Source organism: Pukyongiella litopenaei, assembly GCF_003008555.2.
Taxonomy (GTDB): domain Bacteria; phylum Pseudomonadota; class Alphaproteobacteria; order Rhodobacterales; family Rhodobacteraceae; genus Pukyongiella; species Pukyongiella litopenaei.
The window spans coordinates 3,371,486-3,398,433 of sequence record NZ_CP027665.1 but is presented as its reverse complement, the minus strand read 5'-3'; the positions used below and the strand labels follow the sequence as shown (position 1 = coordinate 3,398,433).

The 26,948-nt window shown below is 63.5% G+C and carries 21 protein-coding genes and 1 tRNA gene; 10 read left to right on the top strand and 12 right to left on the bottom strand.

The window, feature by feature from the left end; genetic code table 11:
• Positions 1 to 185 precede the first annotated feature (185 nt).
• The 5 genes from C6Y53_RS16650 to C6Y53_RS16630 form a co-directional block, all read right to left on the bottom strand.
• Positions 186 to 1,715, bottom strand: coding sequence for a malonate--CoA ligase (locus C6Y53_RS16650; RefSeq protein ID WP_106473469.1), 1,530 nt, complete (start codon positions 1,713 to 1,715; stop codon positions 186 to 188).
• A 227-nt stretch (positions 1,716 to 1,942) separates the two neighbouring features.
• A complete protein-coding gene (locus C6Y53_RS16645; protein ID WP_211299411.1) occupies positions 1,943 to 4,417 on the bottom strand; it encodes a hypothetical protein in 2,475 nt (824 codons plus the stop codon).
• Positions 4,418 to 4,954: 537 nt separating this feature from the next.
• On the bottom strand, positions 4,955 to 6,358 hold the full coding sequence (locus C6Y53_RS16640; RefSeq protein WP_106473468.1) for a TRAP transporter large permease: 1,404 nt from the start codon (positions 6,356 to 6,358) through the stop codon (positions 4,955 to 4,957).
• 4 nt (positions 6,359 to 6,362) lie between these two features.
• The gene (locus C6Y53_RS16635) at positions 6,363 to 6,992 is read right to left on the bottom strand and encodes a TRAP transporter small permease subunit (RefSeq protein WP_106473467.1); all 630 of its coding nucleotides are present in this window, start codon (positions 6,990 to 6,992) and stop codon (positions 6,363 to 6,365) included.
• Between the two features lie 70 nt (positions 6,993 to 7,062).
• On the bottom strand, positions 7,063 to 8,079 hold the full coding sequence (locus C6Y53_RS16630) for a C4-dicarboxylate TRAP transporter substrate-binding protein (protein WP_106473466.1): 1,017 nt from the start codon (positions 8,077 to 8,079) through the stop codon (positions 7,063 to 7,065).
• A gap of 462 nt (positions 8,080 to 8,541) precedes the next feature.
• On the opposite strand from C6Y53_RS16630, the gene acs reads away from it, so the two are divergent.
• The 8 genes from acs (at position 8,542) to C6Y53_RS16590 (ending at position 18,046) form a co-directional block, all read left to right on the top strand.
• Entirely contained in the window at positions 8,542 to 10,503 is a 1,962-nt protein-coding gene (gene acs / locus C6Y53_RS16625; RefSeq protein WP_106473465.1) for an acetate--CoA ligase, read from the top strand.
• A 12-nt stretch (positions 10,504 to 10,515) separates the two neighbouring features.
• On the top strand, positions 10,516 to 11,199 hold the full coding sequence (locus C6Y53_RS16620) for an adenylate kinase (protein WP_106473464.1): 684 nt from the start codon (positions 10,516 to 10,518) through the stop codon (positions 11,197 to 11,199).
• 63 nt (positions 11,200 to 11,262) lie between these two features.
• Positions 11,263 to 11,547, top strand: a complete 285-nt coding sequence (locus C6Y53_RS16615) for a DUF4212 domain-containing protein (RefSeq protein WP_106473463.1) — start codon at positions 11,263 to 11,265, stop codon at positions 11,545 to 11,547.
• A gap of 6 nt (positions 11,548 to 11,553) precedes the next feature.
• Positions 11,554 to 13,515, top strand: a complete 1,962-nt coding sequence (locus C6Y53_RS16610) for a sodium:solute symporter family protein (protein ID WP_106473462.1) — start codon at positions 11,554 to 11,556, stop codon at positions 13,513 to 13,515.
• Between the two features lie 94 nt (positions 13,516 to 13,609).
• Positions 13,610 to 15,436: a DUF294 nucleotidyltransferase-like domain-containing protein gene (locus tag C6Y53_RS16605; protein ID WP_106473461.1), complete on the top strand. Its 1,827-nt coding sequence runs from the start codon at positions 13,610 to 13,612 to the stop codon at positions 15,434 to 15,436.
• Between the two features lie 97 nt (positions 15,437 to 15,533).
• Complete coding sequence (locus C6Y53_RS16600; RefSeq protein ID WP_106473460.1) at positions 15,534 to 16,052, top strand: hypothetical protein; 519 nt, start codon at positions 15,534 to 15,536, stop codon at positions 16,050 to 16,052.
• The gene (locus C6Y53_RS16595) at positions 16,052 to 17,464 is read left to right on the top strand and encodes a 3'-5' exonuclease (protein ID WP_106474154.1); all 1,413 of its coding nucleotides are present in this window, start codon (positions 16,052 to 16,054) and stop codon (positions 17,462 to 17,464) included. The genes C6Y53_RS16600 and C6Y53_RS16595 overlap by 1 nt, the downstream gene beginning before the upstream one ends.
• A gap of 81 nt (positions 17,465 to 17,545) precedes the next feature.
• Positions 17,546 to 18,046 carry a flavin reductase family protein gene (locus tag C6Y53_RS16590; protein WP_106473459.1) on the top strand — a complete coding sequence of 167 codons (501 nt, stop codon included), beginning with the start codon at positions 17,546 to 17,548 and terminating at the stop codon, positions 18,044 to 18,046.
• 73 nt (positions 18,047 to 18,119) lie between these two features.
• On the opposite strand, the gene C6Y53_RS16585 is transcribed toward C6Y53_RS16590, so the two are convergent.
• Entirely contained in the window at positions 18,120 to 18,944 is an 825-nt protein-coding gene (locus tag C6Y53_RS16585; RefSeq protein ID WP_106473458.1) for a sulfite exporter TauE/SafE family protein, read from the bottom strand.
• 31 nt (positions 18,945 to 18,975) lie between these two features.
• On the bottom strand, positions 18,976 to 19,938 hold the full coding sequence (dusA, locus tag C6Y53_RS16580) for a tRNA dihydrouridine(20/20a) synthase DusA (RefSeq protein WP_244614859.1): 963 nt from the start codon (positions 19,936 to 19,938) through the stop codon (positions 18,976 to 18,978).
• Between the two features lie 139 nt (positions 19,939 to 20,077).
• Between dusA and C6Y53_RS16575 the strand changes: the two genes are divergently transcribed.
• Together C6Y53_RS16575 and C6Y53_RS16570 are read left to right on the top strand one after the other, a co-directional pair.
• The gene (locus C6Y53_RS16575) at positions 20,078 to 21,109 is read left to right on the top strand and encodes a tyrosine-type recombinase/integrase (protein ID WP_106473456.1); all 1,032 of its coding nucleotides are present in this window, start codon (positions 20,078 to 20,080) and stop codon (positions 21,107 to 21,109) included.
• 104 nt (positions 21,110 to 21,213) lie between these two features.
• On the top strand, positions 21,214 to 21,699 hold the full coding sequence (locus tag C6Y53_RS16570) for a hypothetical protein (protein ID WP_149615546.1): 486 nt from the start codon (positions 21,214 to 21,216) through the stop codon (positions 21,697 to 21,699).
• 10 nt (positions 21,700 to 21,709) lie between these two features.
• On the opposite strand, the gene C6Y53_RS16565 is transcribed toward C6Y53_RS16570, so the two are convergent.
• The 5 genes from C6Y53_RS16565 to ctaD all read right to left on the bottom strand — a co-directional run bounded on the left by C6Y53_RS16565 (position 21,710) and on the right by ctaD (position 26,765).
• A complete protein-coding gene (locus C6Y53_RS16565; protein ID WP_149615545.1) occupies positions 21,710 to 23,410 on the bottom strand; it encodes a hypothetical protein in 1,701 nt (566 codons plus the stop codon).
• Positions 23,411 to 23,429: 19 nt separating this feature from the next.
• Entirely contained in the window at positions 23,430 to 24,035 is a 606-nt protein-coding gene (locus tag C6Y53_RS16560; protein ID WP_106473454.1) for a YcbK family protein, read from the bottom strand.
• Positions 24,032 to 24,280: a helix-turn-helix domain-containing protein gene (locus C6Y53_RS16555; RefSeq protein ID WP_106473453.1), complete on the bottom strand. Its 249-nt coding sequence runs from the start codon at positions 24,278 to 24,280 to the stop codon at positions 24,032 to 24,034. Before C6Y53_RS16555 ends, C6Y53_RS16560 begins: the two co-directional genes overlap by 4 nt.
• A 576-nt stretch (positions 24,281 to 24,856) precedes the next feature.
• Positions 24,857 to 24,932, bottom strand: a tRNA-Val gene (locus C6Y53_RS16550).
• Between the two features lie 165 nt (positions 24,933 to 25,097).
• Positions 25,098 to 26,765 (bottom strand): cytochrome c oxidase subunit I, encoded by a 1,668-nt coding sequence (gene ctaD, locus C6Y53_RS16545; protein ID WP_106473452.1) that lies wholly within the window; start codon positions 26,763 to 26,765, stop codon positions 25,098 to 25,100.
• Positions 26,766 to 26,948: the final 183 nt, after the last annotated feature.

Here is a 26,948-nt window from a genome sequence, read left to right as displayed (position 1 = left end):
ACCGTTGTGAGTGCGACGCTCTACCTTAGGTGGAATTGCCTAAAATGCCGCCCTCCTGAGGTTTTGGTTAGACTCCAAAGGGCTGAACCGGGAGCGCGGATGCGGCGAATCACCTGCAGCGTTTAAATATCGATGCAACCCGGTAACGCATCAACCGGGGAAATCCCGTAGGCAGGACGGGGCGTCTATTCCGCCTGCCCGGTCCCCCGGTAAAGATCCGCATATCTATCCCTGAGGATGTTCTTCTGGACCTTGCCCATGGTGTTCCTGGGCAGTTCGCCGACGACGATCAGCTTGCGCGGGCGTTTGAACCCCGCCAGCGTTTCGGCCAGCGATGCCGCGATGGCGTCGAGATCCGGCGTGGCGCCGGGCTCGGCCACCAGCAGGCCCACCGGCGTTTCCCCGAAATCGGGATGCGGCACCCCGATCACCGCGCTTTCCAGCACGCCGGGCCGGTCGTCGAGCAGCAGCTCGATCTCCTTGGGATAGATGTTGTAGCCGCCCGAGATGATCAGGTCCTTGTTCCGCCCGACGATGTGGACATAGCCATCGCCGTCGATCCGGCCCAGGTCGCCGGTGATGAAGAACCCGTCCGCGCGCAGCTCGGCCGCGGTCTTGTCCGGCATCTGCCAATAGCCCTTGAACACGTTCGGCCCGCGCACCTCGATCTGGCCGATCTCGCCGTGCGGCAGGGTCGCGCCGCTGTCGGGGTCGGTGATCTTCAGGTCGATCCCCGGCAACGGAAAGCCGACCGTTCCGGCCCGCCGGTCGCCCTCATAGGGGTTCGAGGTGTTCATGTTGGTTTCGGTCATGCCGTAGCGTTCGAGGATGCGATGCCCGGTGCGGGCCTCGAACCGTTCATGGGTCTCGGCCAGCAGCGGCGCCGAGCCCGACACGAACAGGCGCATATGCGCGGCCAGGTCACGGGTGAGGCGGGGATCGTCCAGCAGGCGGGTATAGAAGGTCGGCACCCCCATCATCGACGTGGCAAGCGGCAGCGCCTCGATCACCGCGTCCGGGTCGAATTTCGGCAGGAAGATCATCGACCCGCCCGCCAGCAGGGTGATGTTGGTGGCCACGAACAACCCGTGGGTGTGGAAGATCGGAAGCGCGTGCAGCAGCACGTCGTCGGCGCTGAACCGCCAGTAATCGACCAGAGTCTCGGCATTGCTCAGCAGGTTGGCCTGGGTCAGCATCGCGCCCTTGGACCGCCCCGTGGTGCCCGAGGTATAGAGAAAGGCCGCGAGATCGTCCCCGCCGCGGTCGACGGTTGGAAACACGGCAGGGCACCCGTCGGCCAGCGCCATCAGCGATCCGGTGCCATCCGCGTCGAGCGTTTCGAGCCGGGCGCCGCAGCGCGCGGCCATCGGCGCCATCGCCGCGCGGCTGGCCGATGGACAGATGAACAGCCCGGCGCCGCTGTTCTCGACGAAATAGGCCACCTCGCCCGCCGTGTAGGCGGTGTTGAGCGGCAGGAACACCAGCCCCGCCTGCGCACAGGCGGCCACGACCGCCAGCGCCTGCGGCGACTTGTCGACCTGCATCGCGACCCGGTCGCCCGCCCGCAGCCCGCACCCGGTCAGCGCATGGGCCAGCCGCGCCGATAGCGCCACGAAGGCGCCATAGGTCAGGCTTTCGCCATCGGGCAGATGCAGGAATACCCGCCCGCTGTCCGCATGACCCCCGAACAAGACATCGTATAGCGGATTCGGCATGGCTTCTGGTCCCTCCTGGTCTCTCCCGCATCCCCTTACCGCGTCGGGCAACCGGGTGACCAGCCCCCCGTCAATGGCGCGGGTATGGCTGGCCCCCGATCCGGACCGCGCGGCGGGTCAGGCCGGAACAGCCAGGCCGGCAATCTGTGATCGCACATGGCAAGGCGGCCGGTGCATCTCGCACCGGCCGCCCCGCATCTTTCGGACCAGAAGGTCAGATCAGGCGATCAGACACCGGGATCGATCGATCCGTCATCGAGACCCCCGGCAAGATCGGCGCCGAACATGCCATCGTCGCCGGCACCGCCGCCACCGGCACCGCCCGCGTCAACTGCACAGGCATCCGCGCCACAGGCATCGCCGTCATCCGCCCCGCCATCGGCACCGCAGGCATAGCCACCGCACGAGCCGTCATCGGGAGCCGCAGCCGCCGCGACAGGCGCCGCCGAAGCCGCAACGGCTTCGTTGCCCTCGTTGCCTTCATTGCCCTCGTTTCCTTCATTGCCCTCGTTCCCCTCGTTGCCTTCGTTGCCCTCGTTTCCTTCATTGCCCTCGTTGCCCTCATTGCCTTCGTTTCCTTCATTACCCTCGTTCCCCTCGTCACCTTCGTCGTCTTCATCACCCTCATTGCCCTCGTTGCCTTCGTTACCTTCGTTACCCTCATTGCCCTCGTTACCCTCATTGCCTTCGTTACCCTCATTGCCCTCGTTACCCTCATTGCCCTCGTTACCCTCGTTACCTTCGTTTCCTTCGTTACCTTCGTTTCCTTCGTTGCCTTCGTTGCCCTCATTGCCTTCGTTACCTTCATTGCCCTCGTTACCCTCATTGCCCTCGTTACCCTCATTGCCTTCGTTACCCTCATTGCCTTCGTTACCTTCATTGCCCTCGTTACCCTCATTGCCCTCGTTACCCTCATTGCCTTCGTTACCCTCATTGCCTTCGTTACCCTCATTGCCCTCGTTGCCCTCGTCACCTTCATCACCCTCATTGCCCTCGTTACCCTCGTTGCCTTCGTTGCCCTCATTGCCTTCGTTACCCTCATTGCCCTCGTCGCCCTCGTCACCTTCATCACCCTCATTGCCCTCGTTACCCTCGTTGCCTTCATTGCCCTCGTTGCCTTCATTGCCCTCGTTGCCTTCGTTACCCTCATTGCCCTCGTCGCCCTCGTCACCTTCATCACCCTCATTGCCCTCGTTACCCTCGTTGCCTTCATTGCCCTCGTTGCCCTCATTACCTTCGTTACCTTCATTGCCTTCATTGCCTTCGTTACCTTCATTGCCTTCGTTGCCCTCGTTGCCTTCATTGCCTTCGTCACCCTCATCACCTTCGTCACCCTCGTCGCCTTCATCACCCTCGTTGCCCTCATTACCCTCGTTGCCCTCATTGCCTTCATTCCCCTCGTTGCCTTCGTTTCCTTCATTGCCCTCGTTGCCCTCGTTACCCTCATTGCCCTCATTGCCTTCGTTACCCTCGTCGCCCTCATTACCCTCGTTGCCCTCATTACCCTCGTTGCCCTCATTACCCTCGTTGCCCTCATTACCCTCGTTACCTTCATTGCCCTCGTCGCCTTCGTCAGCCTCGTTGCCTTCATTCCCCTCGTTGGCTTCTTCGCCCTCGTTGCCTTCGTCGCCCTCGTCGCCCTCGTTGTCCTCGTTGCCTTCGTTCATCTCGTCGCCTTCATCGCCTTCGTCACGCTCATCGCCTTCGTTGGCCTCATCGCCCTCGTCGCCTTCGTTACCCTCGTTGCCCTCGTTGTCTTCATTGCCTTCATTGCCCTCGTTGCCTTCGTCACCCTCGTCACCCTCATTGCCCTCGTTGTCCTCGTTGCCCTCGTTGAATTCATCGCCGGGAAAGATGGACTCGTTGTTTTCGTTATCCTCGTTGCCCTCGTTGCCCTCGTTGCCCTCGTTGCCCTCGTCGCCCTCGTTGCCCTCATTGTCCTCGTTACCCTCATTGCCCTCATTGCCTTCGTTGAACTCATCGCCTTCGTCACCCTCGTTGGCCTCGTCCCCCTCGTCGCCTTCGTCGGCTTCGTTGCCCTCGTTGTCCTCGTTGCCCTCGTTGCCCTCGTTGCCCTCGTCGCCCTCGTCATCCTCGTTGCCTTCGTTGGCTTCGTCGCCCTCGTTGCCTTCGTCGCTGAACTGCGCCGGATCGGGCACGGGCATGCCGCCGCGGATCTCGGACGCCTCATTGCTGCTGAGCGCCTGGATGCCCGACGCGATCGCCGGTGTCGGTTCCGGGGCGCGGGGGTTCAGGTGATAGTCCGCAATGGTCGAACGCAGAATTGCCATAAGTGTCATGATATCGGTCTCCAAAATAATCGCCGGGTCCGAAGCCCCGTCGTCAATGATGCGGATGCCCGAGGCATCCATCTGCAAAACCCTGTCGGCCGTGCCGTCCACGAGGAACTGCACGGTCCAGACATCCCGCCCCGTCGAGGGCAGGCATTCAGGGCGGTAGAAACCCGGCAGAAGCTCTTCGGCCAGAAGATCCAGTTTCTGCGGGGTGGAGAGATCGCTGAATTTCAACCGCGCATGAATGGCGCGGTCAAAGGCATTTGCGATCTCGAGTTCAGGACGGAAACAGGCGGTCAGCCGTTCCGCACCCGGCGCCAGCGTCAGCCGCGCGCGGCCTTCCGCTATGGCCCTGTCCAGGGAAATGGACTTGAGGCTGTATGCCGGGGATTGATCGATGAAATGCATGTTCTGTTCGCAATGTCCTCTTCTATCCGGCCATCCTGAATAGGGACGGCACTCGCTACAACAGGCGGGTCGCATGCACCGACATTCCGGAACATCCTGCGTAACCAGACGCAGCGACCCTGTTCATGTCTCGTGAGTGGATTATGGAAGAAGCTCGAACGGGAACGGTCTCGTATCGACGGTCCGCGGTCATGTCCCGCTGCCGGACCACCGGCCCACGGCTCGCGTTCATGCAGCGGCCCCGGTCCGGCTTTCCCGGTCTCGGCCTGTCGGCAAGGAGGGCACCGCCCGCCCCTGACAGCCACCGCCGGGAAAATCGATCTGCACCCAGAATGGCGGCAGACCCGGTTCCGTGTAAAGTCGGGAAATCCGGAACATTCCTGCAACCGGCGTTTTCATTGGCAAATTCCGCCGCGCCGATCACGGAGTGTTTACCCGGCGCAACACATCCGCTTACGCAACGTCAACCATGGGTTGCGGGGCAGGTCCGGATACCGCCTGTGCCTGCGAATCTCCCCTGCCCCCGCGCCATCCCGATCAGCCCGCAAGACGCGGCAGATAGAGGACGATGCCCGGAAACGCGACCAGCAGCGCGATGGTCACCCCGTCGGCGATGAAGAACGGCGTCACCCCGCGGAACACGTCTTGCACCGACAGGTCCGGGCGCACGCCGGCGACGACAAAGCAGTTGAGCCCGATGGGCGGCGTGATCAGGCAGAACTCGGCCATCTTCACCACCAGGATGCCGAACCAGATCGCGCACATCGTCCCCGACATGCCAAAGGTGCTGTCGGCCGCGGTCACGAACTCGCCACCGTTGAGCGCCATCACCGCAGGGTAGACCACCGGCAATGTCAGCAGCAGCATCCCGATCGCATCCATGAACATGCCCAGCACCGCATAGGCCAGCAGGATACAGATCAGGATCAGCATCGGCGACATCTCGAGCCCGGTCAGCCAGTCCGAGAAGGCGCCGGGAAGATCGGCGAAACCCAGGAAACGGACATAGACCAGCACGCCCCAGATGATGGTAAAGATCATCACCGTCAGCTTGGCGGTTTCCAGCAGGGCCGATTTCAGCTCGGCCCAGCGCATCCCGCGCCACAGCGCCATGCAGAACACGACGAAGGCCCCCAGTGCGCCGCCCTCGGTGGGCGTTCCCCAGGCATCGCCGCCGAACGGGTTGTAGACGAAACAGATGATGATCACGACGACGAAGACGATCGGCAGCGCCGGTGGCAGCGACACCAGCCGTTCGCGCCAGGTGAACCCGGTGATCGGCGGACCGACCGATTTGAACACCATCGCGATGCCGACGATCAGCAGCCCGTAGATCAGCGCCGAGAACGCACCGGGGATGAAGCCTGCCAGCAGCAGCTTGCCGACATCCTGTTCGACGATGATCGCGTAGATCACCAGGATCGCCGAGGGCGGGATCAGCGAGGCCAGCGTCCCGCCCGCGGCCACCACGCCCGCGGCGAACCGCTTGTTGTAACCGGCCGCGAGCATCTCGGGGATGGCGATGCGCGCAAACACGGCAGAGGTGGCGACCGATGCCCCCGACACCGCGGCAAACCCGGCGGTGGCAAAGACCGTCGACACCGCCAGCCCGCCCGGCACCCATGCAATCCACCGCTTGGCCGCCTCGAACAGCGCCCGCGTCAGCCCCGCGTAATAGGCGAGATAGCCGATCAGGATGAAGGTGGGGATCAGGCTCAGCGCCTGGCTGGCGACCTTGGAATGGGGAACCTGCCCGGCCGTCTTGATTGCGACCGTCAGCGCCCAGCCCAGATGTTCGGCGCCGAAATCGCGCTTGGCCCAGAACACCAGCACCAGCCCGACCAGCCCGGCAAGCCCGGCGGCAAAGGCCACCCGCATGCCGGCGACCACCAGCACCAGCAGGCCCCCCGTCACCCACAGGCCGATCTCGATCGTGTCCATGCGCCTAGTCCTGCCCTTCGAGTTGTTCGGCCTCGGCCGCGGCCTGCGCCGCCGCGTCCTGGATCAGCGGCACCGCCACCGGCGCCGTGGCCCCGGTGACAAAGGCCCGCCCATAGCCCCAGGCCTGCAACAGCAGCCGCAGGCACAGCACAGAGAACGCAATCGGCGCGAGCAGCTTTGCCGGCCAGATCGGCAGGCCGATGTCGATGGTGCTGTCGCGGCTCCACAAGGGCGCGGCGAAATCGAAGCTGCGCAGGAAATGCGCCCAGCTGCCCCAGACCATCGCGACCATCAGCGCCAGCATCAGCAGGACCGACACCAGTTCCGCCAGCCACAGCGCCCGGCCCCTGAGGCGGCCGATCAGGATGTCCATGCGGATATGGCCCCCGTCGCGCTGCACATAGGCGATGCCCATGAACGCGATCAGCGGCATTGCCTGTTCGATCCAGTCCACATATCCGGGCAGCGGCGCATTCAGCGTCACCCGCCCGCCGACCGACCGCACCGCCAGCAGCATCAGCGAAAACACCGCCAGCCCGCTCAGCAGCGCCAGGACCCGCTCCAGCCCCAGCAGCCGCCGGTCAAGCCGGCTGAGCAGGCTGTCATCCTCCAGAACCGAGTGATGTCCGGCCATCCGGTATCTCCTGATCGTGTTGTGGATCGGGCAACGGTCCGGGCACGGCTGCGCACCCGGACCGGACGCGTCAGTTGCCGGCGCGCGTCTGCTCCAGCGTGGACATCACCAGATCGTAGAGCTCCTGCGCGGGCAGGCCCTGCGCGCTCATTTCCTCGATCCACTGGTCCCGGGCCGGATCGGCGGCCTTGGCGCGGAACTCGGCCAGCACCTCGTCGGACAGCACGACCTTTTCGACCTTCTTTTCCTCCAGGACGCTGTCCCAGCGTTTCAGAAGCTCGCCGTAATTGGCCAGGTAATGGGCAATGGCCTCGTCGACCGAACTGTCGAGCGCCGCGCGCTGGTCATCGGTGAGCGCCTCATAGGCGTCGACATTCACCACGATCGGGCAGTTCACCGTGCCGGGGTTCAGGTTCGCCGTCCACCAGTCGGCACGGTTGATGGTGCCAAAGGACAGGTGCGCGTGCTGGGCAAAGGCGGCCGTGTCGATCACGCCGCTTTCCATCGCGTTGTAGACCTCGGTCGCGGTCATCGAGGTCGGCACCGCGCCGACGGCCTCGAACGCCTGGCCGATGCCGCCGGTCGCACGCACGCGCATGCCTTCGAATTCCGACAGCTCGTCGCGCGGCTCGCCGGTGCCGACGAGATTGTATTGCGGCATCGGCGAGGTCATCAGCAGCCTGGCATTCCACTGCGCCATTTCATCCTGAACGGCCGGGTGGGCATAGACCGCGTTGCTGACGGCCACCTCCTCTTCCAGCGTGTTCACGCCGAGGAAGGGCAGTTCCAGCACGGTGAGGCTGCGATTCTTGTCGCGGTGATAACCGGCGCAGAACTGCGCCATCTCGAACGCCCCGATCGAGATACCGTCGAGATTCTCGCGATTCTTGCTGAGCCCGCCATAGCTGATGTTCAGGGTGAAATCGCCGCCGGTCTTTTCGGATACAAGTTCGGCCAGTTTCTCGAGGTGCTCGGTAAAGGCCCGGCGCTTGCCCCAGGTGGATACGTTCCATTCCAGCGCGGTAGCCTCGGATACCAGCGCGGTGGTCAGCAACGCGGCCGCGGCGCCGGTCAGCATCTTGTTCATGTGGTTTTCTCCCTCTGCGCGGCCCCTTTACACGGACCGCTTGGAGAAAAGGCTAACCCGGCACCGCGCCGGTGCCAAGCCCCGGCATTTCACGCGAACGGATTCGATGGCGGACAACCGACAGGTATGTATGCAGATGCATACCGAAACAATTTGTCGCACCCACCGCTGCTGTGAGCAATGAACGGAAAATCGCGGTTAGCGCCAGCAATTCGTGACGTTGCGTCGCCAATTTGACAGGCAATCTCTTGCCGTTTCATCAATTTTTCAGCATCACGGCGATGGATTTACAAGAACCCGGATGAACGCAAAAAACGTTTACAAGCAAATCCTTTCATAACAACAATTTGTTCACTTCTTTTCACGCTCCGCTATTATCGCGACGTAACGGAACCGCCCCGCCCCGCACATGATTCCCGCCGGGCCGGGCCTGACAGATCTTGCCAGAGGGAGGAGCCTCAGATGCCGCATTCCACACAGCCCGATACCACGGTTTATCCGCCATCTGACGACACCGTCGCCCGCGCGCATGTGGACGCCGCCCGGTATGACGAGATGTACAAGGCCTCGATCACCGACCCCGAAGGCTTCTGGGGCGAACAGGGCAAGCGGCTGGACTGGATCAAGCCCTACAGCACGGTCAAGGATGTCGATTTCTCCTATGGCAATGTCAGCATCAACTGGTTTTCCGACGGGGTCCTGAACGTCGCCGCCAACTGCATCGACCGGCACCTGGCGACCCGTGGCGACCAGACCGCGATCATCTTTGAACCCGACGATCCCGACACGCCCGCCCAGCACATCACCTACAAGGACCTGCACGAAAAGGTCTGCCGCATGGCCAACGTACTGCTCAGCCAGGGGGTGATGCGGGGCGACCGGGTGGTGATCTACCTGCCGATGATTCCCGAAGCGGCCTATGCGATGCTGGCCTGCGCGCGGATCGGGGCGATCCATTCGGTGGTGTTCGCGGGCTTTTCGCCCGATGCGCTGGCCAACCGGGTCAACGATTGCGGCGCCAAGCTGGTCATCACCGCCGACACCGCCCCGCGCGGCGGCCGCCGCACCGCGCTGAAATCGAACGCCGATGCCGCCCTGCTGCATTGTTCGGACAAGGTGCGCTGCCTGGTGGTCAAGCATACCGGCGACCAGACCACCTGGATCAACGGGCGCGACGTGGACGTGAATGCGCTGATGGAAACGGTGGCGCCGGATTGCCCGGCCCGCCCGATGGGCGCCGAGGACCCGCTGTTCGTGCTCTACACCTCGGGATCGACCGGCAAGCCCAAGGGCGTCGTGCATTCGTCCGGCGGCTATCTGCTCTTTGCCGCGATGACCCATGAAATCACCTTCGATTACCATGAAGGCGACGTTTTCTGGTGCACCGCCGATGTCGGCTGGGTCACCGGCCACAGCTATATCATCTATGGCCCGCTGGCCAATGGTGCCACCACCGTGATGTTCGAGGGCGTTCCGACCTATCCCGACGCCAGCCGGTTCTGGCAGGTCTGCGAAAAGCACAAGGTGACCCAGTTCTATACCGCCCCCACTGCGATCCGGGCCCTGATGGGCCAGGGCAACCAGTTCGTCGAGAAATCCGACCTGTCCTCGATCCGGCTCCTCGGCACAGTGGGCGAGCCGATCAACCCCGAGGCATGGAACTGGTACAACGAGGTGGTCGGCAAGGGCAAATGCCCCATCGTCGATACCTGGTGGCAGACCGAAACCGGCGGTCACATGATGACCCCCCTGCCCGGCGCCCATGCCACCAAGCCCGGCGCGGCGATGAAACCCTTCTTCGGGGTCGAGCCGGTCGTGCTCGAACCGCAGAGCGGTGAAGAGATCCACGAAAGCCCGACCGAAGGCGTGCTGTGCATCAAGGACAGCTGGCCCGGCCAGATGCGCACGGTCTGGGGCGACCACGAGCGGTTCCAGCAGACCTATTTCAGCGACTACAAGGGCTATTACTTCACCGGTGACGGATGCCGCCGCGACGCGGATGGCGATTACTGGATCACCGGGCGCGTCGATGACGTGATCAACGTGTCGGGGCACCGGATGGGCACCGCCGAGGTAGAGAGCGCGCTGGTCGCCCATGCCGCCGTCGCCGAAGCCGCCGTGGTCGGCTATCCGCACGACATCAAGGGCCAGGGCATCTACTGCTACGTCACCCTGATGAACGACCAGAACCCCAGCGACGACCTGGTCAAGGAACTGCGCAGCTGGGTGCGGACCGAGATCGGCCCGATCGCGTCGCCCGACGTGATCCAGTGGGCACCCGGCCTGCCCAAGACCCGCTCGGGCAAGATCATGCGCCGCATCCTGCGCAAGATCGCCGAGAACGACGTGGGCAGCCTCGGCGACACCTCGACCCTGGCCGATCCGTCCGTGGTCGACGACCTGATCTCGAACCGCACCAAGTAGGGGACCGCAGCGATGGACGCCGACACCATGACCCGACCCTTCGTTCTGATCCTTCTCGGCCCTCCGGGGGCCGGGAAAGGCACCCAGGCCCGGATGCTGGAAGACAGCTTCGGTCTCGTGCAACTGTCCACCGGCGACCTGCTGCGCGCCGCGGTGGCCGCCGGCACCGAGGCCGGCAAGGCCGCGCGTGCGGTGATGGAGGCCGGCGGGCTGGTCAGCGACGACATCGTGACCGCCATCCTGCGCGACCGCATGGCCGAACCGGATTGCGCCCGCGGCGTGATCCTGGACGGGTTCCCGCGCACCACGGTCCAGGCCGAGGCGCTGGATGCGCTGCTGGCCGAGACCGGGCAGCAGGTCGGCGCGGCGGTCAGCCTCGAAGTCGAGGATGCGGCGATGATCGCCCGTATCTCGGGGCGGTTCACCTGCGGCAATTGCGGCGAAGGCTATCACGACAGGTTCAAGCCGACCGCGAAGGCCGGCACCTGCGACAAATGCGGCGGCACCGACATGAAACGCCGCAGCGACGACACTGCCGAGACGGTGGCCAGCCGTCTCGACGCCTACCATGCGCAGACCGCGCCCCTGATCGCCTACTACGGCGACAAGGGCGTGCTGCGAAAGGTGGATGCGATGGGCGCGATCGACGCCATCGCATCGGAACTGGCCGACGTCGTGCGCACCGCGATGCCGTGACGTGAGGGAGCGGTCCCGGCCTGTTCATCGGGACCATCAACGGAGGAAGAAGGAGGAACCGCCATGGCGGACCAATCCAATAGTGCCGCAAGCACCGCCGAAGCCGACAAGGGCTATTGGGCGGCGAATGTGCGCATCATTCTCATCAGCCTCGTGATCTGGGCGCTGGTGTCATTCGGGTTCGGCATCCTGCTGCGCCCGCTGCTGTCGGGAATTGCCGTGGGCGGGACCGATCTGGGCTTCTGGTTCGCCCAGCAGGGCTCGATCCTGGTATTTCTCGCGCTGATCTTCAACTACGCCTGGCGCATGAACAGGCTGGACGCCCAGTTCGGCGTGGACGAGGAGTAACCCGCCATGGACCAGTTTACCATCAACCTGCTGTTCGTGGGCGCGTCCTTTGCGCTCTATATCGGCATCGCGATCTGGGCGCGCGCCGGATCGACCTCGGAATTCTACGCCGCGGGCCGGGGCGTGCACCCGGTCACCAACGGCATGGCCACGGCCGCCGACTGGATGTCCGCCGCCTCGTTCATCTCGATGGCCGGGCTGATCGCCTTTACCGGCTATGACAACTCGTCCTACCTGATGGGCTGGACCGGCGGCTATGTGCTGCTGGCGCTGCTGCTTGCGCCCTACCTGCGCAAGTTCGGCAAGTTCACGGTATCCGAATTCATCGGCGACCGGTTCTATTCGCCCACCGCGCGGATGGTGGCCGTGATCTGCCTGATCGTGGCATCGACCACCTATGTGATCGGGCAGATGACCGGTGTCGGCGTGGCGTTCGGCCGCTTCCTCGAGGTGAGCAACACCACCGGCCTGCTGATCGGCGCCTGTGTCGTGTTCGCCTATGCGGTGTTCGGCGGCATGAAGGGCGTGACCTATACCCAGGTGGCGCAATATTGCGTGCTGATCATGGCCTACACGATCCCGGCGATCTTCATCTCGCTGCAGCTGACCGGCAACCCGGTGCCGCCGCTGGGCCTGTTCGGCGATCACGTCGCCTCGGGCGAGCCGCTGCTGTCCAAGCTCGACGCGATCGTGGTGGAACTCGGTTTTGCCGAATACACCACCCATCACGCCGATACGTTCAACATGGTGCTGTTCACGCTGTCGCTGATGATCGGCACCGCCGGCCTGCCGCATGTGATCATGCGTTTCTTCACCGTGCCGCGGGTGGCGGATGCCCGCTGGTCGGCCGGCTGGGCGCTGGTGTTCATCGCCCTGCTCTATCTGACCGCGCCCGCGGTGGGAGCGATGGCACGGCTCAACATCACCGAGCTGATGTGGCCGGACGGCACCAACGCCGAGGCGGTCTCGGTCGAGCAGGTCAAGAACGCGCCGGAATACGACTGGATGGAAACCTGGGAAAAGACCGGCCTGCTGAGCTTTGCCCCGGAAACCTCCACCGAAGCGGCAGCTTTCCTCGCGGCAAACCCGCAGGCGACCGTCAGCCTGCTTCAGCCGGATCACAACCTTGTCACCATCGCACCCGACGGGCGCGGCGAAGCCGAGATCCAGGCCCAGATCGACGCCTCGATTGCCGAGGGCAACATCCTGCACCACCTCGACAAGAACGGCGATGGCCTGATCCAGTACTACAATGACCGCAATGCCGACATGCAGGCCAAGGCGGCCGAGAACGGCTGGAACGGCAACGAGTTCGTGGAATTCAACCGCGACATCCTGGTGCTGGCCAATCCCGAGATCGCCAACCTGCCCAGCTGGGTGATCGGCTTGGTGGCCGCGGGTGGCCTGGCCGCCGCGCTGTCCACCGCCGCAGGTCTGCTGCTGGCGATTTCCTCGGCGGTGTCGCATGACCTGATCAAGGGCCAGCTGAACCCCTCGATCTCGGAAAAGGGTGAACTGATGTGGGCACGGATCGCCATGGCCATCGCCATCGTGGTCGCGACCTATCTCGGCCTGAACCCGCCGGGATTTGCCGCGCAGACCGTGGCTCTGGCCTTCGGCCTCGCCGCCGCGTCGATCTTCCCGGCGCTGATGATGGGTATCTTCTCGACCAGGGTGAACAACACCGGTGCGGTCGCGGGGATGCTGGCCGGCCTGATCGTCACGCTGGTCTACATCTTCCTGCACAAGGGCTGGTTCTTCATCCCCGATACCAACGCGTTCACCGATGCCGATCCGCTGCTGGGCTCGATCAAGTCCACCTCGTTCGGTGCGGTCGGCGCGGCCATCAACTTCGCGGTGGCCTATCTGGTGTCCGGCATGACCAAGCCGATCCCGCAGGACATCGTGGAACTGGTCGAAAGCGTCCGCATCCCGCGCGGCGCCGGGGCCGCTGCCGCGGACCACTGAGAACGCGGGTGCGGGCCGGGCGCGATCCGTCCCGGCCCGCACCCCTGCCCCGTCCGGGTTTCCGGGCGGGGCGATCCGATTCAAGAGGCCTGCCATGACGCTTACCGATGCCGACGACCTGCTGGGTTTCCTGACCTCGGTCCACCCCTATGACGGGCTGGCGCCGGGGGTGCTCGACAGGCTTGCCCCGCAGTTCCGGATCCTTTCCTTCGCGGCAGGCGATAGCGTCTATGAACGCGGGGCCGAGCTCGACGGGCTCTATCTGGTCCACCGTGGCGAGATCGAGGTGCGGGACGAAAACGACATTCCCGTGTCCCTGCTGGGTCCGCGCAACTCGTTCGGCGAACGCGGATTGCTGCGCGCGGGCAAGGCCGCCACCTCGGTGCGCGCGACCGCCGATACCACGCTTCTGCTGCTGCCCGCGCCCGCGTTCCACGCGCTGATGCGCGACCACCGGCAGGTGCGGAAATTCTTTGACCGCCGCCGCCCCGCGACCGCGCGCGGCAACGATCTGGCGGTGAGCCGGGTCCGCAGCCTGATGGCGGCCGATCCCGTCACCTGCGCCCCCGGTACCCCGGTGCATGACGCCGCAAGGCTGATGGGCGACCGGGATATTTCATCGCTCTGCGTGACCGATGCCGGCGGGCTGACCGGGATCGTGACCACCCGCGACCTGACCGTGCGCGTCCTGGCCCGCGGCCGCGCACCCGACACCCCGGTGTCGGAGGTGATGACCCCGAACCCGATGACCCTGTCGCCCTCGGCCATCGGGTCGGACGTGCTGCACATGATGATGGAGCACGGCATCGGCCATGTGCCGATCTGCGAGGACGGAAAGCTGCTGGGCATCGTGTCCCAGACCGACCTGACCCGGTTTCAGGCGGTCAGTTCGGCCGAACTGGTCGCGGCCATCGCCCGCGCGGGCAGCGCCGCGGACATGGCCCGGGTCACCGCCGAGATCCCGCGCCTGCTGGTTCAGCTGACGGCGGGCGGCAATCGCCACGAGGTGGTCACGCGGCTGATCACCGACATCGCCGACACCGTGACGCGCAGGCTGCTTGCGCTGGCCGAATCGCGGCTGGGTCCGCCGCCGGTGCCCTACCTGTGGCTGGCCTGCGGCAGCCAGGGCCGCCAGGAACAGACCGGCGTATCGGACCAGGACAATTGCCTGATCCTGCATGACGAGGCCAGCGACGCCGACGCGGCCTATTTCGAGGCGCTCGCCCGGTTCGTCTGCGACGGGCTGAACGAATGCGGCTATGTCTACTGTCCCGGCGAGATGATGGCGATGACGCCGCGCTGGCGGCAACCGCTGCGCGTCTGGCGCGACTATTTCGCCGGCTGGATCGCGCAACCGAACCCGGAGGCGCAGATGCTGGCCAGCGTCATGTTCGACCTGCGCCCGATCGGCGGCGACACCAGCCTGTTCGACGGGTTGCGGAGCGAAACCCTGAACGCGGCCAGCGCCAACTCGATCTTCGTGGCGCATATGATTACGAATTCGCTCAAGCACACGCCGCCGCTGGGGCTGCTGCGCGGGATCGCCACGATCCGCTCGGGCGAGCATCGCAACCGGCTGGACATGAAGCTGAACGGCGTGGTGCCCATCGTGGATCTGGGGCGGATCTTCGCGCTGCGCGGCAGGTTGCAGGCGGTCAACACGCGGGCGCGGCTGGAGGCGGCCGAGGCGGCGGGCGTGCTCAGCCCGTCCGGCGCGCGCGACCTGCTGGACGCTTATGACCTGATCGCCGAAACGCGCCTGTCGCACCAGGCCGGGCGGATCCGGGACGGGGAGACGCCCGACAATTTCATGGCGCCGGGCGATCTGTCGGATTTCGAACGCAGCCATCTGCGCGATGCCTTCGTGGTGGTCAAGACGATGCAGTCGGCGCTGGGTCACGGCACCGGGATGCTGGGATGACCGGGGGCGAGGATGGCCAGCGCGGAACCGGGGCTCTGCCCCGGACCCCGGGATATTTCCGGCAAGAGGAAGCGGGCGCAACAGGGAGGACCGGCTCATGTTTCTGGAACTGATCGCCACCGTGATCGCGGGCATTGCCGCAGCCGGGCTGGTGATGCTGCTGATCCGGGCCGGGGTCGGCCTGCCGCGCTGGACGATGCCCGTGGTGGCCGGGCTGGCGATGATCGGTGCCACGATCACCAGCGAATATGGCTGGTATGACCGCACCCGCGCCGGTCTTCCCGACGGGCTGGCGGTCGTGGACACGGTGGAGAGCCGGATGCCGTATCGGCCCTGGACCTATCTGTTTCCCTATGTGGACCGCTTCGCGGCGCTGGATACCGCCACGCTGAAGCGCAATCCGGCGCGGCCGGGAGAGCGGATCGGGGATCTCTATTTCTTTGGCCGCTGGCAGGCGGTGCAGAAGCTGCCGGTCCTGCTGGACTGCACCGGCCGGCGCCGCGCCAGCCTGGTGGACGGGGCCACGTTCGACGCCGACGGGGCGGTCACCGATGCCCGCTGGGTCGAGGCCGGTGCCGATGATCCGATCCTGGCCGCCGGATGCGGGGCGGCGTGATGTTCGGCCGGCTGGGCCTGCGGCTGCGGGTCTTTCTGATCTTCTGCCTGCTGGCACTGGGCGGAATGGCGATCGTCGCCGGGGCGCTGGTGCTGGGCTACATGCGCGCGGGCCGGCCCGAACTGGCCGGCGCCTTCGTCCTGTCGGGAGTTCTGGCCGGGTTCCTGTTCCTCGGGCTGGTGGCGGGGATCTGGTTCCTGTTCGACGAGAACGTGGCCCGCCCCATCGTCCGGCTGGCCGCCGCGCTGCGCGCGCGCGCCCATGCCGGTGCCAGCGGTGACATCGACCTGCATGGTGCGCGCTATCTCGGCGACCTGGCACCGGCCGCGCAGGCGGTGACCGGGCAATTGATGCAGTCGGCTCTGGACACGGCGGGCGCCGTGGCGACGGAAACCGCGCGGCTGCAGGCCGAACGCGACCGGCTAACCGCCCTGCTGACGGATATTCCCGTCGCGATGATGATCGTCAGCCCCGCCCACCGGATCGTGCTCTATGACGGGCAGGCCGCCGAGGTGCTGGCCCAGGTGGCGCCGCCGCGGCTCGATGCCTCGCTGTTCGACTATTTCGACCGCGGCGCGGTGGAGGAGGCCCATGTCCGACTGACGCAGACCGGCCGCGAGGTGGCGTTTCGCGCATTGGGCGCGCGGGGGGCGCAGGGCTATGACGCGCGGCTGAAACCGTTGGGCGGCGCGCCCGGTTACATGCTGGTGATCGACGCCGAGGAGGCGCGGATCGCCCCCGAGGCCGCGCGTCCGCTGGTCTATGATTTCGGATTGCTGGATACGCCGGGCGACGAGCTGTTCGAGAACCGCCCCCTGTCCGGGCTCTGCTATGTCGCCTTTGACACCGAAACCACCGGGCTGTTGCCGCACAAGGATGCCGTGCTGCAGATCGGCGCGGTGCGGGTGCTGCGCGGACGGCCGGTCGAGGGCGAGGAACTGGACCTGCTGGTGGATCCGGGCCGGCCGATCCCGCCCGCCTCGACACGGGTGCACCACATCACCGATGCGATGGTTGCCGGCGCCCCGGATATCGCCGCAGCCGGTCGCCGCCTGCATGATTTCGCGCGTGACGCCGTCCTGGTTGCCCATAACGCGCCCTTCGACATGGCGTTCCTGCGCAATGACGCCGACCGCATGGGGGTCACCTGGGACCATCCGATCCTCGACACGGTGCTGTTGTCGGCGGTGCTGTTCGGACCGGGCGAGGTTCACACGCTGGACGCGCTGTGCGGTAGGCTGGATGTCGAGATCGACCCCGCGGACCGGCATACCGCGTTGGGCGATGCCCGTGCGACCGCGCTGGCGCTGTGCCGGATGTTGCCGATTCTCGAGGCGCGCGGCATGAAACGGTTCGGGGATGTGATCGCCGAAACCCGGCGCCACGGGCGGCTGCTGGAAGATCTCAACTGATCCGCCGCTTGACACCGCGGGGCGGGGCAAGGCATGGCTGCGCGGCATTGCACCCGCCACCGCCACGGACCCCTGCCCCTCATGCCCGACGACACCCTGACCCCCGGCCCCGACACCGAGCGCGCGTTCCGCGACGCGCTGGGCTGTTTCGGAACCGGCGTCACCGTCGTCACGACGCGAACCGAAACCGGGCCGCTGGCGATGACGGCCAATTCCTTTGCCTCGGTGTCGATCGACCCGCCGCTGGTTCTGTGGTGCCCCGCGCGGCAGTCGGAACGGCATGACCTGTTCACGGCGGCCGAACGCTTCGTGATTCACGTCATGGCCGAGGACCAGCAGGCGACGGCCGCGCATTTCGCCCGGACCGGCCATGATTTCAGTGGCATCGACTGGACCGGGACGGCCGACGGGCCGCCGCATCTGGCCGGGGCGCTGGCGCGGTTCGATTGCGCCCGCAGCGCCGTGCATGACGGCGGCGACCATTCGATCATCCTCGGCGAGGTGCGCCGGTTCTGGCACCGGGCCGGGTCGGGGCTGATGTTCAAGCGCGGACAATATGGCGGGTTCGCCGGCCCGCTCTGAGGACCCGGAACAGGCCTGACAGGCACGGACGCCCCCGGAGAGGATTGGCCTCATCTGCGGCACACGCCCCCGTCTACCACCCCAGCGCCTTGCGCAGCATGTTCAGCGCCACGAGGATCAGGAACAGGGCAAAGACACGTTTGAGCGGGCGCGGGTCCATCGCATGGGCGAGCTTCACGCCCCAGGGCGCGGTGATCGTGGTCATCGCGACAACGACGAGGAACGCCACGACATTGACCGCCCCCACCGTCAGCGGCGGCCGCTGGGCCGGATCGACCTGCAGCAGCAGGAACCCGGCGACCGACGGCACAGCGATGATCACGCCAAACCCCGCCGCGGTCGCGACGGCGCGGTGTATGGGGGTGTTGTAGAGGCTCATCAGCGGCACGCCGAAACTGCCGCCGCCTATTCCCATCAGCACCGACAGGAACCCCACCGACGGCGACATCGCCGCGCGCCGCAGCCCCGTCGGCATCGCGTCGCCCAGACGCCAGTCCGACCGGCCCAGCCCGAGATAGAGACCGATCCCCAGCGCCAGCACGCCAAAGACGGCCTGCAGCACCTCCGAGCGCAGCGACGAGGCGGCAAGAACGCCCAGAACCGCGCCCGCGGCGATCCCCGGCCCCCAGCCGCGCAGGATCGACCAGTCGACCGCTCCTTTGCGATTATGGCTCAGAACCGAGCGGATCGAGGTGACGATGATGGTGGCCAGCGAGGTCGCGAGACACATCTGCATCAGCTGCGGGCCGTCATATCCCAGTGTCTGGAACGTGTAGAAAAACGCCGGAACCAGCACGATACCGCCGCCTACCCCCAGCAGCCCCGCCAGGACCCCGGCAAATCCGCCGATCACCAGCAGCAGGACCAGCATCTGCAACAACAGCATCGTATCGGGCATGGGCGCTACTCCGGGTGACTATGCGCCCTGCCTACACCGCCCGCGCAGCCGCCGCCAGAGGCGCAACCCGGTCCAGCGCGGCCTCGACCAGCCCCGGCCCCGCGCCGGGCAGATGCGCCTGCTCGGACAGGCTGCGCCGCCAGGCCCGTGCCCCGGGCCGCCCGGCGAACAGCCCCAGCATGTGCCGCGTGACCTGGTGCAGCTTGCCGCCGCCGGCCAGGTGGCGTTCGATATAGGGCAGCATCGACCGCACGGCCCGGGCCGGGTCCGATGCCGTCCCGGTGCCGAAGATCATGGGATCCGCCGCGCAGAGAATGTCGGAGGGCTGATGATAGGCGGCACGCCCGATCATCACGCCGTCGAGCCCCGCTTCGAGATGCCGCCGCGCCTCGTCCAGCGTTCCGATGCCGCCATTGATCGAGACATGCAGCCCCGGAAACCGCGCCTTGATCCGGTGCACGAGATCGTGGTCGAGCGGCGGGATGTCCCGATTTTCCTTTGGGCTGAGCCCCTGCAACCACGCCTTTCGGGCATGGATGATCACGCGGGTGCAGCCCGCATCCGCGATCCGTGACAGGAAATCGGGCAGCACGGTCTCGGGGTCCTGATCGTCGACGCCGATCCGGCATTTGACCGTCACCTCGACCGGCACCGCATCGCGCATCGCGGCCACGCATTCCGCGACCAGCGGCGCATCTTTCATCAGCACCGCGCCGAACGTCCCCGACTGCACCCGGTCCGACGGGCAACCGCAGTTGAGGTTGATCTCGTCATACCCCGCCTCGGCCCCCAGCCGCGCCGCCCGCGCCAGTTCGCCCGGCTCCGAACCGCCGAGCTGCAGGGCCACGGGATGTTCGGCGGCGTCATGGTCGAGCAGATGCACCGCCCCACCCCGCACCAGCGCCGGCGCGGTCACCATCTCGGTATAGAGCAGCGTCTCCCGGCTCAGAAGACGATGGAGATACCGGCAATGCCGATCGGTCCAGTCCATCATAGGCGCACAGGACAATCTTGCATGGCGATGAAGCCTGTTTTTATTGGGTTTTTTAGACATAGTTAGGTAAGTTCACACATCTGGTTTCACCACTTTTACCGTGGTAGTGTCACAAAAATTGTCACAAATCGGAGGGATCATGGCTACATTAGTTGACAGAAATGGTAAGGTATTGGTTCGGGTGCGGAAGGGTGGCGTAACCCGGTCAAAAACCTTCCCGAACAAGACGGCTGCTAGAGCATGGGCGGAGCGGTTGGAAGCGGAAATAAGCAAGGCTGGTTACACCGGCAAAGTTGACGTTCGGTCTGTCACGGTCGCAGACATGATCGACAAGTATAAGGCGGAGATTGCGCCTGATAAACCGCACGGGCGGTCTAAAGAGTTCAGTATTAACCTAATTAGGGATCGCTTGGGGCGTGTCCGTCTAGGCAATCTGACCAGCCGCAAGGTCATAGAATTTGCGGACGCCAGAGCCAAAGAAGGTGCTGGACCCGTGACCGTAGCAGCGGACATAGCCTATCTAGGTGGTATGCTGCGGATTGCCCGTGCCGTATGGCAATGGGACTTGTCGGATCAAATCATACCGGATGCGTTGGAGGCGCTGCGGCTACGCGGACTAGTCGGCAAGAGCAACCAGCGTGACCGCCGTATTACCGCCGAAGAAGAAAAGACGCTCTTGGCGTATTTCAAGAGTAAGAATAACTGGTCGGTTCCTATGGCCGACATGACGCTGTTCCTGATTGACACCGCTATGCGAGTGAGTGAGGCGACAAGGATAACGTGGGATGATCTTAACAGGGAAGATAAGACCATACTCATACGGGACCGGAAGCACCCTACCGAAAAGATAGGCAACAACACGGAAGTGCCGTTGTTGGGCCGGTCCTATGAAATCGCTGCTTTGCAGCCGCAATCCTCTGAACGTATTTTCCCCTACAACCCCAAAACCGTAGGCACCTACTGGCGAATTGCTTGCAAGAAATGCGGCATCGAGGACTTGCGCTTGCACGATCTGCGGCACGAAGGGATTTCTAGGCTGTTTGAAGCGGGCTACAGTATCCCGCAAGTGCGACTGGTAAGCGGACACCGTGACGTGAACATGCTCATGCGCTACACACAGTTGAAAGCGAAGGATTTGCACCGGGTGCCTGTGCCGGTGCTGGAAACCTAATTAGGGGAAGCTCAAGAGTGAAGAAAGTTGCCGCACTAATATTGCCCATAGCGTTCGTCGCACAGAACGCGGCGGCGGAGCCGGGTCGCACAACCAGATACTTCATGGATACGCCTGCCAGCCTTTTTGATCTTGGTATGTATCGACTGGGAAAACGATTAGAGGAAGAGAAAGACCGCACCGGATATTCAGCGACTGTGTCTTATGACTGGGAAGCCGACAATATTGACATTTGGAGTATAACCCTTGTTCAAGGGGATATTGATTATAATACTGCACACGAAATTTGTGGCACCCAATATGAAGAACTAAGAGGCATTTCTGGTGCTTTTTTGGTGGACATTCGCAATATAGACATTCGAAACAACTTGTTTTCTGATCTATTTACTTACACAGGTAGAACAACGCAGGAAATGAAAGAAAAAGCCGATATACTTGGTAGCCGATTCATGTTCCGGCATACTATTCGGGATGAATCTCGAACAGAACTCTCTGTAGATATGAAAGACATTACAATAGTAGACCTATACGAGTGCGAGGGCAGACTCACTAACAACGAATTTTCAGTTACCAGAGTGAGTAAGGATTAATTCACCGCATTTACCTAATTAGGTTCCCGACGATACCGGCACCGGGGACGCCAGCGGCTTCGGCAATTGCCCCTAGTATCGGCGCTAGACCCTGCGGGGTGCCGCTGTCGGGCGACTCTTTGAACAAGATGGCATCTGCGGTGTCGAGGAACCGGGCAAAGTCTGTGCGGTCGTAGCCGATTTTGTAGCGGCGGTTTCCTTGCCGGTAAGCGTTGATGAACGAACGGATATTTACATCGCCCCGTGCGTTGGTAGCGGCCCCGGTGCGGAGGGCAGTATTAGCTACGCCCCATTGAAAGCGGTTGTCCGCCATGTCCTGTTTGGCGTCGTCCGGTAGCTTGCTGAAGAATGTGGCGTCTAGTTCGTCCTCAAGGTCGCGCAAGGCGTTACCGACGATCAAGTTGGGGTCGCGCCCGTAGGCGTTCTTGACGGCTTTTGCGACTTGGTTGCGGACTTCAAGCAGTTCTTCCGCTGACAGTTCGCCGCCCCGGAAAGCCCGCCTGTCGTCAATGGATTTCTTGAAGTGTGAAAGCAGGTTTCTTGCGCCTTCGTCGGCTTCGTTGTCGATCATGCCCGCAATGCGTTCTGCGAGGTTGTCGCCTTCTTCCCTAGTTAGGTTTCCTGCTTCTCTGGCGATTTCGTTGAACCGCTCGGAGATTGCCCTACGCGCTTTGCCCACATTGCCGGTGGTCACGGCTACCGCGTTGGGTTCACCCATCGCCCGCATGATTTCCTTGTTCAGCGCCCGCACCTGTGTAGCGCGTAGATCGTCGTAGTTGTCTATTGGTTGGGTCATATCCTTGACCGCGCCCGATATACCGCCACGGCTGCGCCACTCTTGGAAGTCCGCCGCGTCCTGTCTGCGGGCGGCTGCAAACGTGGTTGGGTCGCTGGTGTCGATTATCGCAGCTTGTGCTTGCGTCGTCGGGAATGAATAGCGGTCCCGCATGGTGCGGCTGGAAAGCACGTCGCCCAGCACGGGTTCTGATAGTTCGTAGGTCGGTGACGGGTTAACTTGCGCACCTGCTGCCCTTCCGCGTGGTTCGGGAATACCGGGTTCCAGAGGGTCAGCGGTGCCGCCCCATGCTTTCGGGTTAATGTCCCTGCCCTCTCTTGCGGCGGCGGATATTTCCGCTCTCTGTGCGGCTCTCTGTCTGCGGCTGTTGTCGATCACCGCGTTACCGATTTGAATACCCTTTTGTGTTCCTGGCCGCATGTATCTGTAAGCACCAGCGGCACCCGCACCAACGCCATAACCGGCTGCGGCTGCGGCGGCTCCTGTAAGGGGTGCGTCAGGGCTTGAAGCGGCACCTAGAGCGGAGTCCAGCGCCAAGCCCATAAGCGGCCTACGCACCAGCGAGGACGCGCCCCCGGCGGCTATGTCGGGCAGAGCGCCGCCCACGGTGGCAACGCCCGGATTAACTGCGCGGTTGATGCGTTGTAGCGGGTCGTTTGCCGTGCGTAGTTCGCGGCCCTTTTCAACCAGTTCAGCACCGCGTTGAACGGGGTTCGGTGAACCTACCCTGTCTAGCAGGTTCACGCCCCTGCCAAGCAGTTCCATAGCACCGCCTGCCACGTCCTGCGCGGTGTCCCGTGCAGCACGTCCTAGACGTTTCAGTGTGCCGGACTTCGCAAGTTCGTATTCTTCCTTGCTGACTGCGGTGTAGGTCCGGTCGCCGGGGAAGCGGACCACATACCGCCCGTCATTCATGCGCCCCGTTTCCATAGGCTTACCTCACATACGAACGCGCCCAATCAGGCACGGTATTTCTCGTGTAGTCGCTTCCCCAAGCGCGGGGTGGGCCAACATCAAAATGCAAAGAATTGTCATATACGCCGACACCTTTGAAACCGGCTTCTCTGGCGGCTTGGATTAGCTTGATACGCTCATCCCTAGTTAGGTTAGACACGTCTATGTCATAGGCGTTGCCGTGCAGATGTTGACTGTTCCGTGCGCCGCCAACGCTACGATTGTGTTCGGGGCTGCGGTGAGCGGACGTAACCGAAAGCGGGCCGTAGCTGCTTTCGAGTGCGGAAAACGCCTTGGTTGCGGCTGGCGTCATGCCGCTGGTTCGCCTATCGGGTGTGTCGGGTTCCGTGATACCGCCGCCTCTGTTGTGGCTGCGCGGCTCTCTGGTGATACCCAAGCTAGGGTTATACAGCCGGTCTATCCGCTCTTGGCTTGTGCGGAGTAGGTCACCGATTTGGCTTTGCGTGTGTGCTATGCGGCGGTCATACTGTGTGCGGATTCCTTCTTCGTGGTTTGCTCGCGCCATGTGCTGTTGCAGGTTCGCCAGCCGTTTCTGTTTGTCGGTGTGTTGATCGCGGTCACTCATAGAAGCGGCCCCTTGGTGTGACCGTGTTCGATCCGTTCAAAACGCTCACCGGCCCATGCCAGAAGTTCAGACCGTAGGTAGAGAACCTTACCGCCTCTGTTGTCGGCAGACCGCCAATGTGACGGGCCTTCGCCTTTTACCGCCAAGTTGGACAACGTGCGCGGACTCATGCGGAGAAACTCTGCTGCTTCGTCCCGCGTGAAGAACACGTCATCTTCATCCATGATTTCAGCCATTTTGGTCATCTTTAACGCCCCTACATTTAGTGCACTAGTGATACCTTTATACCATATATAGTAGGAAATGTCAAGGATTCACTTCTCCAACCCATTGATTTCAAACGCTTTTCTACTTTGCGGCCAAATACAAAGAAAAATCCGGCTGGCCGCAGGGCCAACCGGATACAGTGTCACAACATTGGATACTAACCTATTTAGGTGTTTGATATTATTACATATTCTGCACAATCCATCATAGGCGCAATGGATAGGCGGGACGCCCTGTCCATCAGCGCATCCCCGGTCCTGCCCACGGCCTGCGATGGGGTCATGGATGATGAGTCCTGCATCACTTCGCCTTGTCTGGTGTCTCTTTCCATGCCTGGTCTTCCGTATATGGTTTCCTGCCAAACATGTCAGGTCCGATGGGTCTCTGGCTGCCGGACTGGCACCGTGGTCACGCAATGGGCCGATCGGGGTTCATGACCTGCGGCACAGGGATGCGGTAGCGGTGCCTGCAAATGATATCCAGATGGACAAGGTAAGCCCGGGTTCCCGGAACCGCTCCATACTTCTCATATTCGGTGCAAGCCATTGATATAATGGTGGGTGATGAGAGACTCGAACTCCCGACATCTTCGGTGTAAACGAAGCGCTCTACCAACTGAGCTAATCACCCGCAGGACTGCGATGTAGCCGGTGTTCCGACCCGGCGCAAGAGGTGTTGCCGGCCATTCCGCGATGGCCATCCGAGCCCGGACCCGACCGGCGGAACAGCCCCGAAATGGAAACCGGGCGGCAGTCTGAACTGCCGCCCGGTCATGTCGTGGTTGTCAGGTGCGGATCAATGCGCCGGATGCTTGTCCCAGTCTTCCTGCTTGGGCAGGATTTCGAACGTATGTTCCGGCGGCGGGCTGGGCAGTGTCCATTCCAGCGTGTCCGCGTATTCGTTCCATGGGTTGTTCTCGGTCACCCTGGCGCCCTTGCGCAGCGTGTACCAGACGATCCCGAAGAACAGGATGAACGACGCGAAGGACACGAAGGCGCCGATGCTCGACCACCAGTTCCAGTAGGCGAAGGCCTCGGGATAGTCGATGTAGCGGCGCGGCATGCCCTGGCGGCCCAGGAAGTGCTGCGGGAAGAAGGTCAGGTTGGCGCCGATGAAGAACATCCAGAAATGCAGCTTGCCCCAGAACTCGGGATACATCCGACCGGCCATCTTGGGCAGGTAGAAATACATCCCGGCAAAGATCGCGAACACTGCGCCCAGGCTCATCACATAGTGGAAATGGGCCACCACATAATAGGTGTCGTGATAGTAGCGGTCCACCGCGGCCTGGCTCAGCACGATGCCAGTGACGCCGCCCACCGTGAACAGGAACAGGAACCCGAAGGCAAACAGCATCGGCGTGCGGAACTCGATCGAGCCGCCCCACAGCGTGGCGATCCAGCTGAAGATCTTGACGCCCGTGGGCACCGCGATGGTCATCGTCGCCAGCATGAAATAGGCCTGCTGGTTCAGCGTCATGCCCACGGTATACATGTGGTGCGCCCAGACGATGAAACCGAGGAAGCCGATCGCGATCAGCGCCCAGACCATCGGCAGGTAGCCGAAGATCGGCTTGCGGGCGAAGGTGGCGATCACATGGCTGATGATGCCGAAACCTGGCATGATGACGATGTAGACCTCGGGGTGGCCGAAGAACCACAGGATGTGCTGGTAAAGCACCGGATCGCCGCCGCCGGCGGCGTCAAAGAAGGTGAAGCCGAAGTTGCGGTCCATCAGCAGCATGGTGATGGCGCCCGCCAGAACCGGCAGGCACAGCAGAATCATCCAGGCGGTGACAAAGATCGACCACGAGAACAGCGGCACCTTGAACAGGGTCATCCCCGGGGCGCGCATGTTCAGGAAGGTGGTGATCATGTTGATCGCCCCCAGGATCGACGAGGCCCCCGAGACGTGCACCGCGAAGATCGCGAGATCCATCGACATGCCGCCTTCGTTGACGCTGAGCGGCGGGTAGAGAACCCAGCCCACGCCCGAACCGGCCTGGTCGTTGCCGCCCGGCGCCAGCACCGAACAGACCGCCAGCGAGGTGCCGGCGACATAGAGCCAGAAGCTGAGATTGTTCATGCGCGGGAATGCCATATCGGGCGCGCCGATCTGCAAGGGCATGAAATAGTTGCCAAAACCGCCGAACAGCGCAGGGATCACCACGAAGAACATCATCAGGATGCCGTGGCCGGTGATCAGCACGTTCCACAGGTGGCCGTTGGGTGTGCATTCCCCGGCGGCCGCCGCGGTCAGACGCGCGCCCTCCATGCACATGAACTGAACACCCGGCTCCATCAGTTCGAGCCGCATATAGACGGTGAAACCGACCGAAACGAGACCGGCAACGGCCGCGACGATCAGGTATAGGATCCCGATATCCTTGTGGTTTGTGGACATGAACCAGCGGGTAAAGAAACCGCGTTCATCCGCGTGCCCGTGCATGGCGGCGTCAGCCATTTCGTGCCTCCTGTTGCATAGATCCATGGGCCGCGAAATCCCGGCCCATGCAGTGTCTTCGCGGTTTTAGAGCGTCAGCGCGGGTGCTTCAATGGGACAAATTGATCTACATCAAGATTATGTGTTGCGCCGCGCGCGGTCGCAACGATGGGGCGCGGCCCGAACGGGCCGCACCCCGGCGGT

Excerpts from the sequence above, each read along its gene's own strand:
- C6Y53_RS16585 (WP_106473458.1), bottom strand. The coding sequence starts at position 18,944 with ATGCCCGATACGATGCTGTTGTTGCAGATGCTGGTCCTGCTGCTGGTG.
- C6Y53_RS16570 (WP_149615546.1), top strand. The coding sequence starts at position 21,214 with ATGGATACGCCTGCCAGCCTTTTTGATCTTGGTATGTATCGACTGGGA.
- C6Y53_RS16590 (WP_106473459.1), top strand. The coding sequence starts at position 17,546 with ATGCCCGACGACACCCTGACCCCCGGCCCCGACACCGAGCGCGCGTTC.
- C6Y53_RS16610 (WP_106473462.1), top strand. The coding sequence starts at position 11,554 with ATGGACCAGTTTACCATCAACCTGCTGTTCGTGGGCGCGTCCTTTGCG.
- C6Y53_RS16635 (WP_106473467.1), bottom strand. The coding sequence starts at position 6,992 with ATGGCCGGACATCACTCGGTTCTGGAGGATGACAGCCTGCTCAGCCGG.
- C6Y53_RS16640 (WP_106473468.1), bottom strand. The coding sequence starts at position 6,358 with ATGGACACGATCGAGATCGGCCTGTGGGTGACGGGGGGCCTGCTGGTG.
- C6Y53_RS16555 (WP_106473453.1), bottom strand. The coding sequence starts at position 24,280 with ATGACCAAAATGGCTGAAATCATGGATGAAGATGACGTGTTCTTCACG.
- C6Y53_RS16615 (WP_106473463.1), top strand. The coding sequence starts at position 11,263 with ATGGCGGACCAATCCAATAGTGCCGCAAGCACCGCCGAAGCCGACAAG.
- C6Y53_RS16600 (WP_106473460.1), top strand. The coding sequence starts at position 15,534 with ATGTTTCTGGAACTGATCGCCACCGTGATCGCGGGCATTGCCGCAGCC.
- C6Y53_RS16620 (WP_106473464.1), top strand. The coding sequence starts at position 10,516 with ATGGACGCCGACACCATGACCCGACCCTTCGTTCTGATCCTTCTCGGC.
- dusA (WP_244614859.1), bottom strand. The coding sequence starts at position 19,938 with ATGATGGACTGGACCGATCGGCATTGCCGGTATCTCCATCGTCTTCTG.
- C6Y53_RS16630 (WP_106473466.1), bottom strand. The coding sequence starts at position 8,079 with ATGAACAAGATGCTGACCGGCGCCGCGGCCGCGTTGCTGACCACCGCG.
- C6Y53_RS16565 (WP_149615545.1), bottom strand. The coding sequence starts at position 23,410 with ATGAATGACGGGCGGTATGTGGTCCGCTTCCCCGGCGACCGGACCTAC.
- C6Y53_RS16575 (WP_106473456.1), top strand. The coding sequence starts at position 20,078 with ATGGCTACATTAGTTGACAGAAATGGTAAGGTATTGGTTCGGGTGCGG.
- acs (WP_106473465.1), top strand. The coding sequence starts at position 8,542 with ATGCCGCATTCCACACAGCCCGATACCACGGTTTATCCGCCATCTGAC.
- C6Y53_RS16650 (WP_106473469.1), bottom strand. The coding sequence starts at position 1,715 with ATGCCGAATCCGCTATACGATGTCTTGTTCGGGGGTCATGCGGACAGC.
- C6Y53_RS16595 (WP_106474154.1), top strand. The coding sequence starts at position 16,052 with ATGTTCGGCCGGCTGGGCCTGCGGCTGCGGGTCTTTCTGATCTTCTGC.
- C6Y53_RS16645 (WP_211299411.1), bottom strand. The coding sequence starts at position 4,417 with ATGCATTTCATCGATCAATCCCCGGCATACAGCCTCAAGTCCATTTCC.
- C6Y53_RS16605 (WP_106473461.1), top strand. The coding sequence starts at position 13,610 with ATGACGCTTACCGATGCCGACGACCTGCTGGGTTTCCTGACCTCGGTC.
- C6Y53_RS16560 (WP_106473454.1), bottom strand. The coding sequence starts at position 24,035 with ATGAGTGACCGCGATCAACACACCGACAAACAGAAACGGCTGGCGAAC.
- ctaD (WP_106473452.1), bottom strand. The coding sequence starts at position 26,765 with ATGGCTGACGCCGCCATGCACGGGCACGCGGATGAACGCGGTTTCTTT.